The organism is Pseudomonas sp. NPDC012596 (assembly GCF_042902325.1).
Lineage (GTDB): Bacteria > Pseudomonadota > Gammaproteobacteria > Pseudomonadales > Pseudomonadaceae > Aquipseudomonas.
On the sequence record NZ_JBIBEB010000007.1, the window covers coordinates 87967 to 99889 of the forward strand.

The window sequence follows — 11923 nt, forward strand, 5'->3', positions numbered from 1 at the left end:
ACATCAGAAAGGGCGATCCGAAAGGATCGCCCTTTTTGCATTTGCGCGCTCGGCAGCCGGGCGGTATGTAGCAAGGTGTAACGTATGGTCGCGGTTCGGGCCATGGGCCGCCATGCTAGAATCCGCCGCTTCGAAACTGGAGGTACACGCGTGCGCAAACTGGCAGTGGTAATGGCAGTGCTGGCCCTGGCGGGCTGTGAGAACGAGGTCGAGGGTGTGCACAAGCAGGTTGCCGAGCACCTGCCTAACCCGAAAACCGCCAAGTTCGGCAACGTGCGGATCGACACCAAGGGCACCATCTGTGGCCAGGTGCGTGGCAAGGACGCTGCCGGGCAGTACGAGGCCTACCGCAGCTACGTGGCCGTCAAGCGCGAAGATGGCCAGTACGACATCATTGTCGACGACAGCGGCAACAACCTGCGTATCCGTGAGCTGTGCGGCGGCGCCGACCTGCAGCGCCGTGCCGAGGCCCTGGCCGATCAGCCAGCCCCGCAAGGCTGGGATGTCGAAGTGATCCAGGGCGCCAACATGGGCGCACTGACCGACATGACCGCACGCCTGATCGAGAAGGGCATTCCATCTTCGGTCGATTACCGCAATGGCAAGCCAGTGGTGCTGTTGGGGCCGTTCCCCACCAAGGAAGAAGCCGAGGCGCGCAAGGCCGAGGTCATGGCCAAGCTGGGCACCGATTCGGTGGTGATTCAGCATGGTGTGGAGCGCTAGTCCCTTAGCAGCTTTCCTACAAGCGAAAAGGCCGGTTCAGACGCCCTGTCATCTACAGGCTGACCCGGCTATGCTTGCCTTGGGAGATGGCTGAACGGGGAGGGCCTCATGTCTACACTGGAACGGGCCATCGTTGTGGCCGCCAGGGCGCATGAAGGGCAATACGACAAGGGTGGCGCAGCTTATATCCTGCATCCATTGCGGGTGATGATGCGGGTTGCCACGCCGGAGCAGCGGATTGTCGCTGTGCTTCATGACGTGATCGAAGACACACCACTTACACTTTCAGACCTCGCCCGTGAGGGCTTCACGTTGAAGATCCTTGCCGCCTTGCTGGCCTTAAGCCGGCGTGAAGGCGAGAGCTACGAGGATTTCGTCGTCCGCGTGGGGGATGACCCGCTGGCCCGTACCGTGAAAATGGCGGACCTTGCCGACAACAGTGACCTTACGCGCATTGCCAGCCCAGGCCCGGCCGACCTGGCGCGCCTGGCCCGTTACCGCCAGGCCAGCGCCTACCTGCAGGCGCTGGCCTAGGCTTTAGCCACAGGCCTTGAGGTCTACCGGCCCGACAAAGTCATTGCCGCGCCCCATCACGCATGCCACCTGCTGGTTGCGCTGCCGCTCCCAGGCCTGTGGCGGGTAGGTCTTGTTCCAGGCATTGAACAGCTGCTGGTCCTGTTTGGACAGGCGCAGGTTGTACTGTTTGCTCATGTAGAAGTATGTGCGCGCGATCATGCCGCGAATCGACGGGCGCGGCATGACTTTCTTGGCCATGAAGTCGACCTGCGTCAGGCAGCTGCCATATTGGCCCTGCTGCACCGGCAGCCAGCCGAAGCTGAAGTTGCTGCGGTCGCCGTTGACCTCGCCGATGCTGGGCACCAGGTTGTGCAGGTCGGCTTCGGCGCGCTTGTACACGGCATCATGGCGCGAGCACTGCTTGCGACCACCCTCCTGCCAGCACTGGCGCTGATGGCCTATCTGCCACGCCGGCACGATGTGTTCCCACTCGATGCGCGCAGCACGCTGGGCATTCTTGCGTGGCGCATAACCGCAGGAAGCCAGGTCGACCTTGTTGCCCTTGTACTTGCAGCCGCAATAGAACTCTGTCGATTGCGGTGCGTAGAGCTTCCAGGCGACCTTCTTGGCCTCCTGGAAGGTGCGCGGCGCATCGGCGTGGGCGAGGGGGGTAAGTAGCAGCAGGCAGGCACTTGCGAAAAGCGAAACTCTCATGCGCGGTCAGTCTTCCTTCGGCACCGTCCAGAAAATCTGCACGCCGCCATCGTCGCGGTGGGCGATCGTAACGTTATCGTTTTCGGCGATTTCCTCGAGCAGGGTTTCCCAATCGTCGGGGGACTCCTGTTCCAGGCGGAAGATCAGGGCGGCGCGGCTGCGCTGAGCGGTGGGGCCGTTGATGATTTTCTGGATGCGCATACCCAGTTGTTCATAACTGCTCGGCGTTGCGGAGGCGGTACTGGCCACGGGGCTTTTCCTTGTTTTGCTGTATGCGCATACAGTATTTCACTGTAAGGCATTTCGCAACTGGGTGTGAGGTGAAAAGCTCGCACAAGTAAGTATGCTCACAAGAAAGGCCGGCGCACCCAGCGCACCGGCCTTTTCAGGCTGCGATCAGTACTCCCAGAAAATCCGCTGCAGCTCTTTGCTGTCCTGGGTCTTGGTCATTGCCACCATCGCCAGGATGCGCGCCTTCTGCGGGTTCAAGTCATGGGCCACGACCCAGTCGTTCTTGTCATCAGGCTGTTCGGCGTTACGCAGCACAAAGCCGCCCTGGTTGACATGCGAAGAGCGAATGATCTGCACGCCGTTCTTGCGCAGCTCCTGCAGCGCAGGCACTACCCGCGACGACACCGAGCCATTGCCGGTGCCGGCATGGATGATCGCTTTGGCGCCGCTTTGTGCCAGTGCCTTGTAGGCGGTGTCGGTCACGTTGCCGTAGCCATAGGCGATGTCCACCTGGGGCAGGCTGCTGATCTGCTTGATGTCGAACTCCGACTGGGTGGTGTGGCGCTTGGCCGGCAGGCGGAACCAGTACGATTTACCTTCCACCACCATGCCCATCGGGCCCCAGGCGCTCTTGAACGCTTCGGTTTTGATGTTGACCGACTTGCTAACGTCACGGCCGGACTGGATCTCATCGTTCATGGTCACCAGTACGCCCTTGCCGCGCGACTGCTTGTCGCCGGCCACAGCTACGGCGTTGTACAGGTTGAGCATGCCGTCGGCGGACATTGCGGTGCCTGGGCGCATGGACCCCACTACCACGATCGGCTTGTCGGTCTTTTCTACCAGGTTCAGGAAGTAGGCGGTCTCTTCCAGGGTGTCGGTGCCGTGGGTGATGACGATGCCGTCGACGTCGTTGCTGTCGGCCAGCTCGGCGACGCGCTTGCCCAGCTTGAGCAGGTCATCGTTGGTGATGCTTTCGGAGGCGATCTGCATCACCTGCTCACCGCGCACGTTAGCAATGTCGGCCAGTTCCGGCACGCCGGCAATCAGCTTGTCGATGCCGAGTTTAGCGGCCTGGTAGGTGGCGCTGTTGGCAGCGCTGGCGCCGGCGCCGGCAATGGTGCCACCGGTGGCGAGGATGACCACGTTGGCCAGCTTCTGCTGGGTTTCGACCTCTTTCGCCGAAGCAGTGGTTGGCAGGATCAGCAGCAGCGCCAGGGCGCTGGGGGCGAAAGTCTTCAGTGCAGCATTCATAATTATTCTTCTCTCTTCCTAATGAGATTTTGCTGTGTCGCGCAGAGGGCAAGGCAGGTTTCGTACCATCCGCCGCACCAACCCCTGATTCCACGCCGACACCAATGCCTGTAGGAGCGGGCTTGCCCGCGATTGGGCTGCATAGCGGCCCCATCCGTTCGCTCCACCGAACAAGCATAGGAAAAACCGTTCGGTTTTTCGGATAAATCTCGGATAATCTGCGCCAAGAGCGACTAGCACCCTGCAGCGAAACGGATTTGACAAAACCACGTCCTGTTTCCATAGTTAGCCAACGCAAACGTTTGCGATCCGATAAAAACCACAAGATTCGGAGTCATCTCCCATGAAACTGCCGTTCCCCGGTCGTCTGCTGGCGCTCGCCGTCATTTCTTCGCTGTCACTCGCCCTGCCGTTGTCTGCTGCCCATGCAGAAGAAAAACCCAAGGTCGCCCTGGTCATGAAGTCGCTGGCCAACGAATTTTTCCGCACCATGGAAGACGGCGCCAAGGCCTACCAGAAAGACCACGCCAACGATTTCGACCTGGTTGCCAACGGCATCAAGGACGAGACCGACACCGGCAACCAGATCCGCATCGTTGAACAGATGATCGCCACGGGTGCCAAGGCCCTGATCATCGCCCCGGCCGATTCCAAAGCGCTGGTGCCCGTCATCAAGAAGGCCATGGACGCGGGGATCACGGTGGTCAACATCGACAACCGCCTCGACCCCGACGTGCTCAAGAGCAAAAACATCAGCGTACCCTTCGTAGGCCCCGACAACCGCAAGGGCGCGCGCCTGGTGGGTGATTACCTGGCCAATCAGAAGCTCAAGGCCGGTGACCAGGTCGGCATCATCGAAGGTGTGCCGACCACCACCAACGCCCAACAGCGTACTGCAGGGTTCAAGGACGCCATGGAAGCGGCGCAGATGAAGATCGTTTCGGTGCAGTCCGGCAACTGGGAAATCGACAAAGGCAACGCCGTCGCCGCCTCGATGCTCAACGAATACCCCGACCTCAAGGCCCTGCTGGCCGGCAACGACAGCATGGCCCTGGGCGCTGTGTCGGCCGTGCGCGCCGCTGGCAAGACCGGCCAGGTGCAAGTGGTGGGCTACGACAACATCAATGCCATCAAACCGATGCTCAAGGATGGCCGCGTGCTCGCCACCCTCGACCAGGCTGCCAGCAAGCAGGCGGTGTATGGCATCCAGGCGGCGCTGAAGATGCTCAAGGGCGAGAAGCCGGACGTGGACGCCGACAACGTCATCCAGACCCCGGTCGAACTCATCACCAAGCCTTGACGGCCAGGAGACATGGCCATGCCTGTAACGGCCAATGAAGTACTGCTCGCCGCCAGCGGCCTGGGTAAAAGCTACGCGCAACCGGTGCTGGGCGATGTCAGCCTGGCCTTGCGCTCCGGTGAAGTACTGGCCCTGACCGGCGAGAACGGCGCGGGCAAGAGCACGCTTTCCAAGTTGATCAGCGGCCTGGAAACGCCCACCACCGGGTACATGAGCTTCCGCGGCCAAGCCTATGCGCCTGGCAGCCGCAGCGAGGCCGAGCGCCTGGGTGTGCGTATGGTCATGCAGGAGCTCAACCTGCTGCCGACTCTGACCGTCGCCGAAAACCTGTTTCTCGACAACCTGCCCAGCCGCTTTGGCTGGGTCAACCAGAAGCGCCTGCGCCAGCTGGCCACTGCCGCCATGGCCCAGGTTGGCCTTGATGCTATCGACCCGGACACCCCGGTTGGCGAGCTGGGCATCGGCCACCAGCAGATGGTCGAGATCGCCCGCAACCTGATCGGTGACTGCCATGTACTGATTTTCGACGAACCCACGGCCATGCTCACCGCCCGCGAGGTGGAGCTGCTGTTCACCCAGATCGAACGCCTGCGCCAGCGCGGCGTGGCCATCGTCTACATTTCCCATCGCCTCGAAGAGCTGCAGCGCGTTGCCCAGCGCATCGTGGTGCTGCGCGACGGCAAGCTGGTGTGCGACGAGCCGATCCAGCGTTACAGCAGCAACGAGCTGGTCAACCTGATGGTCGGCCGCGAACTGGGCGAGCACATCGACCTGGGCCGCCGGCAGATCGGCGCGCCGTTGCTCAAGGTCGACCGGTTGTGCCGCGGCGACAAAGTGCGCGACGTGTCGCTGCAGGTCAGGGCAGGGGAGATCTTCGGCATCTCCGGGTTGATCGGCGCCGGGCGCACCGAGCTGCTGCGCCTGATTTTCGGTGCGGACCGCGCCGACAGCGGCAGCATCGAGATCGGCCAGCCGCTGGTAAAGGTGGCCATCGATTCGCCCAAGGCGGCGGTCAAGGCCGGTATTGCCCTGATCACCGAGGACCGCAAGGGCGAAGGCCTGCTGCTGTCGCAGTCGATCAGTGCCAACATCGCCCTGGGCAACCTCGCTGCGCTGTCCCGCGCCGGGGTGGTCGATGGCGAAGCGGAAAGGGGCCTGGCCGAACGCCAGATCAACGCCATGCGTATCCGCAGTGCCAATGCCGCGCAAACGGTCGGCGAGCTGTCCGGCGGCAACCAGCAAAAGGTGGTGATCGGCCGCTGGCTGGAGCGCGACTGCCAGGTGCTGCTGTTCGATGAGCCAACCCGCGGCATCGACGTCGGCGCCAAGTTCGACATCTATGGCCTGCTGGCCGAACTTGCGCGCCAGGGCAAGGCCCTGGTGGTGGTGTCCAGCGACCTGCGCGAGCTGATGCTGATCTGCGACCGCATTGCCGTGCTTTCCGCCGGCCGCCTGATCGACACCTTCGAGCGTGACCACTGGAGCCAGGACCAGCTCCTCGCCGCCGCGTTCGCCGGTTACCAGAAACGTGATGCCTTGCTGCACGACGCAGCCCCCAGGATGGATGCATGAAAACCACACCTCTCGACACCCCGGCCGCCACGCCTGCGCGCCGCAGCGGCACCTACTTCGGCATCGGTACCTACCTGGGCCTGGCGGGCGCCTTGCTGGCCATGATCGTGCTGTTCTCGCTGCTCAGCAGCCACTTCTGGTCGTACGCGACTTTCAGCACCATCGCCAACCAGATCCCCGACCTGATGGTGCTGGCGGTGGGCATGACCTTCGTGCTGATCATAGGCGGCATCGACCTGTCGGTCGGCTCGGTGCTGGCGCTGGCCGCCTCCACGGTCAGCGTTGCGATCCTTGGCTGGGGCTGGGGCGTGCTGCCCGCTGCCTTGCTTGGCATGGCCATCGCCGCATTGGCTGGCAGCATCACCGGCGCGGTCACCGTGGCCTGGCGCATCCCGTCGTTCATCGTTTCGCTCGGTGTGCTGGAGATGGCCCGGGGCCTGGCGTACCAGTTCACCGACTCGCGCACCGCCTACATCGGTGATGCCTACGCCTGGTTTTCCAACCCGATCGCCTTCGGCATTTCGCCGGCGTTCATCATCGCCTTGCTGGTCATTATCCTCGCCCAGCTGGTGCTGACCCGCACCGTGTTCGGTCGCTACCTGATCGGCATCGGCACCAACGAAGAAGCCGTGCGCCTGGCCGGCATCGACCCACGCCCTTACAAGGTGCTGGTGTTCGCCCTGATGGGCCTGCTGGCAGGCCTGGCCGCGCTGTTCCAGATCTCGCGCCTTGAAGCGGCTGACCCGAATGCCGGCTCTGGCATGGAGCTGCAGGTGATCGCCGCCGTGGTCATCGGCGGCACCAGCCTGATGGGCGGGCGCGGGTCGGTGATCAGCACCTTTTTCGGCGTATTGATCATTTCGGTGCTGGCCGCAGGCCTTGCGCAGATCGGCGCATCGGAACCCACAAAACGCATTATCACCGGGGCGGTCATCGTCATCGCCGTGGTGCTCGACACCTACCGTAGCCGGCGTGCAGGCCGGCGGAACTGATAAAAACATGGCAACCATCAAAGATGTCGCGGCACTCGCGGGTATTTCCTACACCACGGTGTCCCATGTACTGAACAAGACCCGCCCGGTCAGCGAACAGGTGCGGCTAAAAGTCGAAGCGGCCATCGTCGAGCTCGATTATGTACCCAGCGCCGTGGCGCGCTCGCTCAAGGCGCGCACCACGGCCACCATCGGTTTGCTGGTGCCAAACAGCGTCAACCCGTACTTCGCCGAGCTTGCGCGGGGTATCGAGGATGCTTGTGAGCGCAACGGCTACTGCGTGATCTTGTGCAATTCCGACGACAACCCGCAGAAGCAGCGCAGCTACCTGCGCGTGCTGCTGGAAAAGCGTATCGACGGCCTGGTGGTTGCCTCGGTGGGCGAAGACAGCGACTTGCTGCAAAGCCTGGCCGGCGTGCGCACGCCGATGGTCATCGTCGACCGTGAGCTGGAGGGCGTCGACGCCGACCTGGTGCGCATCGATCACGAGCACGGCGCGTACCTGGCCACCCAACACCTGCTGCAGCTTGGCCATCGCGACATCGCCTATATCGGCGGCCCCGCCGAAACCGGCGTGAGCCAGCTGCGCCTGGCCGGCTTCCACCGCGCCATGGCAGAAGCGCAGGTGGCTGTGAAGGGCGATCACGTTCTGCATTGCGACTTCACCAGCCCTGGCGGCCATATGGCGGCTGCGCAGCTGCTCGACGGCAAGCGGCCCACGGCGATCTTCGCCGGCAACGACATGATTGGCTTCGGCGTGTTGCGTGCCGCCGCCGAGCGCAACATCAGCGTGCCCGGCGAGCTTTCGGTGATCGGTTTTGACGATATTGAGCTGAGCCGCTACGTATACCCGCCGCTGACCACCGTGGGCCAGTCGATCCGCGAGCTTGGCGAAAGCGCTGCGGCGCTGCTGCTGTCGCGCATCAGCACGCCCCGGCGCGATGCCGCCGAGCAGCGCATCGTTGCCCCGCGCATCGTGCTGCGCGAATCCACCGGGCCACGCCCGGACCTCTTCAACGATTACCGCTAAGGAATGTTCATGAGTGCCAAGGTAGTAGTGGTTGGTAGCCTTAACATGGACCTGGTGGCCCGCGCCGAGCGGCTGCCCCGTGCGGGAGAAACACTGGCCGGCGAAAGCTTTTTCACCGTGCCCGGCGGTAAGGGCGCCAACCAGGCCGTGGCCGTGGCGCGCTTGGGCGCTGATGTGGCGATGGTGGGTAACGTGGGTGATGACGCCTACGGCGAGCAGCTGCGCAAGGCCTTGGAAGTGGAAGGCATCGATTGCCAGGCGGTGGGCGTATGCTCAGGTGTTTCCAGTGGCGTGGCGCTGATTACCGTGGATGCCGCCAGCCAGAACTGCATCGTCATCATTCCGGGCGGAAACGGCCAGCTCGCGCCGGCTTGCGTGCAGCGTTTCGACGCATTGCTGCAGGCGGCAGAGGTGATTATCTGCCAGTTGGAAGTGCCAGCCGAAACAGTGGCGTGGGCCCTCGCCCGGGGGCGTGAACTGGGCAAGACAGTCATTCTCAACCCGGCGCCGGCCACCGGCCCGCTGCCGGCGCAATGGTTCGCTCACATCGACTACCTCATCCCCAACGAGAGCGAAGCCGAAGCACTGACGGGCGAGCCGGTCAACGACCTGCCTAGCGCCGGCCGTGCCGCTGAGCGCCTGCTGCAGCTGGGTGCCGGCAAGGTGATCGTCACGCTGGGTGCCCAGGGCGCGCTGTTCGTCAGCCGCGACGGCCGCCGGCATTTCCCGGCGCCACAGGTAAAGGCGCTGGACACAACGGCGGCGGGCGACACCTTCGTCGGCGGCTTCGCGGCGGCGCTGGTGCGGGGCTTGGAAGAGGGCGAAGCGATCACCTTTGGCCAGCGCGCCGCTGCGCTGTCCGTCACCCGCGCTGGTGCCCAGCCATCGATCCCGACCCTGGCGGAGCTGACCCCATGAAAAAGACCGCGCTGTTGAATATCGCGTTGTCGCGGACCATCGCCGGTTTGGGCCACGGCGACATTCTGGTCATCGGCGATGCCGGGCTGCCGGTACCGCCAGGTGTGGAGCTGATCGACCTGGCGTTGACCCCGGGCATCCCCGATTTCGCCAGCGTGCTGCGCGCCGTGCTCAGCGAAATGCAGGTGGAGCGGCATGTGCTGGCCGAAGAGATGCAGAAGGTGGTGCCGCCCGCGCTGGTGGAGATCGAGCGGCTGCGCGGCAAGCTGGGCAAGCGTGAATGGCTGAGCCACGAAGCGTTCAAAGTACTGTCACGCAGCGCCCGTGCAGTGGTGCGTACCGGCGAGTGCCAGCCCTACAGCAATATTGCCCTGATTTCCGGGGTGACTTTCTAGAGTCGAGGGCTGCCGCCCTCGACCGCCGGCAAGCCAGCCAGGCCTGTACCGAACCTGTAGGAGCCGGCTTGCCGGCGATGGGCCGCAATGCGGCCCCAATGGATCCACCACCAAGGCAACAGGAGTGCCCCATGCTCAAACCCCTGCTACAAGGACTCACCCTCATGGCCGCAGCCGCCACCACCACGCTTCAGGCCGCCCCGCGTGAGCTGATCATCGACACCGACCCTGGCGCCGACGATGTGGTCGCCTTGTTCCTGGCCATGGCCTCGCCCGACGAACTCAACATCCGCGCCATCACCACCGTCGCCGGCAACGTGCGCCTGGACAAGACCTCGCGCAACGCCCGCCTGGCCCGCGAATGGGCCGGCCGCGAAGACATCCCGGTATACGCCGGGGCAGGGCGCCCGCTGGTGCGCGCGCCCATCTACGCAGCCGAAGTACACGGTGAGGAAGGCCTGACTGGCGTCCCTGTGCATGAGCCGAAACAGCCCCTGGCCCAAGGCAATGCCGTGCAATACCTGGTCGACACCCTGGGCGCCGCCAAACCGAACAGCGTCACCATCGCCATGCTCGGCCCACAGACCAACCTGGCCCTGGCCCTCATCCAGCGCCCGGAAATCGCCAAAAGCATCAAGGAAGTCGTGGTGATGGGTGGTGCGCACTTCAACGGTGGCAACATCACCCCGGCAGCGGAATTCAACCTCTACGCCGACCCGCATGCCGCCGAAGTCGTGCTGGCCAGCGGCGTGCCGCTGACCTACCTGCCGCTGGACGTCACCCACAAGCTGTTGACCAGCGACGCCCGCCTCAAGCAGCTAGCAGCCGTGAACAACCAGGCCAGCAAGCGTGTGGTGGATATCCTGAATGCGTACATCAAGCACGACATGGCGCTGTACGGCCTGCCCGGTGGCCCGGTGCATGACGCCAGCGTCGTCGCTTACCTGCTCAAGCCCGAGCTGTTCACTGGCAGGCGTATCCACATGAGCGTCGACAGCCGCGAAGGCCCGACCTTCGGTCAGACCGTCGCCGACTGGTACGGCGTGCTCAAGCAGCCGGCCAATGTAACGTGGGTAGGCGAGGGGGACGCCCAGGGCTTTTTCGACCTGCTCAGCGCGCGCCTGGCTCGACTGCAATAGCGGGGTGCGGCGCGTAGCGCTCGAACACCTGGTCGATGAAACTGCGCGCCGCCTCGCTGCCACGGTCGCGCACCAGCAGGTCCATGGCGATCAAAAGCAGTTCTTCTGGCGTGCTGGGGCTGTAGGCGCTCTGGCCCTCGTCCCATTTGACCTTGATATCGGCGTCGATGTGGTGGTTCATGAAAGGCTCTCGTGTGCGGCCCGGGGCGGAGGGGCGAACACCTGACCCTGGTGTTCGAAGCAGGCATTATGCCTTCACTTCTTAAAGTAAATCATGACTTTGCGTCAATGGGTGTGCGACTTAAGCATAAAAAACCCTGCGAAGCTAACCAGGCATCAGGGCCGATTCGCAAAATCCAGTCACGATTGGCTTACGCCTGTTTCGGCCAGTTCAGGCAGACTTGAGCGGTTTTGCAACGAATTCATGCGGGAAGTGTCCGATCAAGGCAGTTCCCAGATCGATTTTAGGAGGATTCATGTTCCGTACCCGTGCTTCCCTGGCAACCTTGCTGGTCGCTGCTGTGCTGGCTGGTTGCAGCACTGGTGGCAAATCTGATGGTGGCAGCGCCGCGGCGGCGCCCGCTGGCAATGACGGCCGCTGCGAGGCCAGTGGCGCCGATTTTGCCATCGGTAAGCAGGGCAGTGCCGAGCTGCTCGAGCAGGCGCGCAAGGCCAGTGGCTCGCAGATGGCGCGTATCCTCAAGCCACGCGACGTGGTAACCCTGGAATACCGCTCGGAGCGTTTGAACCTGAACGTGAATGAGCAGGGTGTAGTGACGCGCGTGAACTGCGGTTGATTGCTAACCTGCGTCCATAAAAAAACCCGCCACCAGGGCGGGTTTTTTCACAGCTTCCGAATTACTCCGGACGAACCTGTGCAGCCTGCATGCCCTTCTGGCCGCGCTCGGCGACGAAGGAAACTTGCTGACCTTCTTTCAGGCTCTTGAAGCCGTCAGATTCGATGGCCTTGAAGTGAACGAACAGGTCGTCGCCGCCGCCTTGTGGGGTGATGAAGCCGAAGCCTTTCTCATCATTGAACCATTTGACGGTGCCGGTTTGGCGATTGGACATGGGATGAATCTCCAGAAACTTGATATTTTTCGAAGTGCCACAGACGCCTGAGCTGCCTGGCACAGGTG

The 11923-nt window shown here is 63.2% G+C and carries 15 protein-coding genes; 10 read left to right on the forward strand and 5 right to left on the reverse strand.

All coding sequences use genetic code 11. The features are described 5' to 3' along the window. Window positions 1–150: 150 nt before the first annotated feature. Both ACFY68_RS10905 and ACFY68_RS10910 read left to right on the forward strand, forming a co-directional pair. Entirely contained in the window at window positions 151–723 is a 573-nt protein-coding gene (locus ACFY68_RS10905) for an SPOR domain-containing protein (protein WP_387526723.1), read from the forward strand. 108 nt (window positions 724–831) lie between these two features. Then, window positions 832–1257 (forward strand): GTP pyrophosphokinase, encoded by a 426-nt coding sequence (locus ACFY68_RS10910; protein WP_346612183.1) that lies wholly within the window; start codon window positions 832–834, stop codon window positions 1255–1257. A gap of 3 nt (window positions 1258–1260) precedes the next feature. On the opposite strand, the gene ACFY68_RS10915 is transcribed toward ACFY68_RS10910, so the two are convergent. From ACFY68_RS10915 to ACFY68_RS10925, 3 genes are all read right to left on the reverse strand, one after another. Then, a complete protein-coding gene (locus ACFY68_RS10915; protein WP_387526726.1) occupies window positions 1261–1953 on the reverse strand; it encodes an endonuclease in 693 nt (230 codons plus the stop codon). Between the two features lie 6 nt (window positions 1954–1959). Further along, complete coding sequence (locus tag ACFY68_RS10920; RefSeq protein ID WP_346612185.1) at window positions 1960–2202, reverse strand: DUF1654 domain-containing protein; 243 nt, start codon at window positions 2200–2202, stop codon at window positions 1960–1962. Window positions 2203–2349: 147 nt separating this feature from the next. Beyond that, window positions 2350–3438: an asparaginase gene (locus ACFY68_RS10925; protein WP_387526729.1), complete on the reverse strand. Its 1089-nt coding sequence runs from the start codon at window positions 3436–3438 to the stop codon at window positions 2350–2352. Between the two features lie 343 nt (window positions 3439–3781). On the opposite strand from ACFY68_RS10925, the gene ACFY68_RS10930 reads away from it, so the two are divergent. The 7 genes from ACFY68_RS10930 (at window position 3782) to ACFY68_RS10960 (ending at window position 10784) form a co-directional block, all read left to right on the forward strand. Next, the gene (locus ACFY68_RS10930) at window positions 3782–4738 is read left to right on the forward strand and encodes a sugar ABC transporter substrate-binding protein (RefSeq protein ID WP_387526732.1); all 957 of its coding nucleotides are present in this window, start codon (window positions 3782–3784) and stop codon (window positions 4736–4738) included. Between the two features lie 18 nt (window positions 4739–4756). Next, the gene (locus ACFY68_RS10935) at window positions 4757–6310 is read left to right on the forward strand and encodes a sugar ABC transporter ATP-binding protein (RefSeq protein ID WP_387526735.1); all 1554 of its coding nucleotides are present in this window, start codon (window positions 4757–4759) and stop codon (window positions 6308–6310) included. After that, window positions 6307–7302, forward strand: a complete 996-nt coding sequence (locus tag ACFY68_RS10940; protein WP_346612189.1) for an ABC transporter permease — start codon at window positions 6307–6309, stop codon at window positions 7300–7302. Before ACFY68_RS10935 ends, ACFY68_RS10940 begins: the two co-directional genes overlap by 4 nt. Window positions 7303–7309: 7 nt before the next feature. Further along, on the forward strand, window positions 7310–8332 hold the full coding sequence (locus tag ACFY68_RS10945) for a LacI family DNA-binding transcriptional regulator (protein WP_387526738.1): 1023 nt from the start codon (window positions 7310–7312) through the stop codon (window positions 8330–8332). 9 nt (window positions 8333–8341) lie between these two features. Then, window positions 8342–9250 carry a ribokinase gene (gene rbsK, locus ACFY68_RS10950; RefSeq protein WP_387526741.1) on the forward strand — a complete coding sequence of 303 codons (909 nt, stop codon included), beginning with the start codon at window positions 8342–8344 and terminating at the stop codon, window positions 9248–9250. Further along, entirely contained in the window at window positions 9247–9645 is a 399-nt protein-coding gene (gene rbsD / locus ACFY68_RS10955; RefSeq protein ID WP_387526744.1) for a D-ribose pyranase, read from the forward strand. The genes rbsK and rbsD overlap by 4 nt, the downstream gene beginning before the upstream one ends. 131 nt (window positions 9646–9776) lie before the next feature. Further along, window positions 9777–10784 carry a nucleoside hydrolase gene (locus ACFY68_RS10960; RefSeq protein WP_387526747.1) on the forward strand — a complete coding sequence of 336 codons (1008 nt, stop codon included), beginning with the start codon at window positions 9777–9779 and terminating at the stop codon, window positions 10782–10784. Here the strand turns inward: ACFY68_RS10960 and ACFY68_RS10965 are convergent. Further along, complete coding sequence (locus ACFY68_RS10965) at window positions 10756–10965, reverse strand: hypothetical protein (protein ID WP_346612194.1); 210 nt, start codon at window positions 10963–10965, stop codon at window positions 10756–10758. The two genes, ACFY68_RS10960 and ACFY68_RS10965, sit on opposite strands and share 29 nt — an antisense overlap. Window positions 10966–11260: 295 nt before the next feature. On the opposite strand from ACFY68_RS10965, the gene ACFY68_RS10970 reads away from it, so the two are divergent. Further along, on the forward strand, window positions 11261–11581 hold the full coding sequence (locus ACFY68_RS10970; protein ID WP_387526750.1) for an I78 family peptidase inhibitor: 321 nt from the start codon (window positions 11261–11263) through the stop codon (window positions 11579–11581). 61 nt (window positions 11582–11642) lie between these two features. On the opposite strand, the gene ACFY68_RS10975 is transcribed toward ACFY68_RS10970, so the two are convergent. After that, window positions 11643–11855: a cold-shock protein gene (locus ACFY68_RS10975; protein ID WP_016499013.1), complete on the reverse strand. Its 213-nt coding sequence runs from the start codon at window positions 11853–11855 to the stop codon at window positions 11643–11645. Between the last annotated feature and the right edge of the window lie 68 nt (window positions 11856–11923).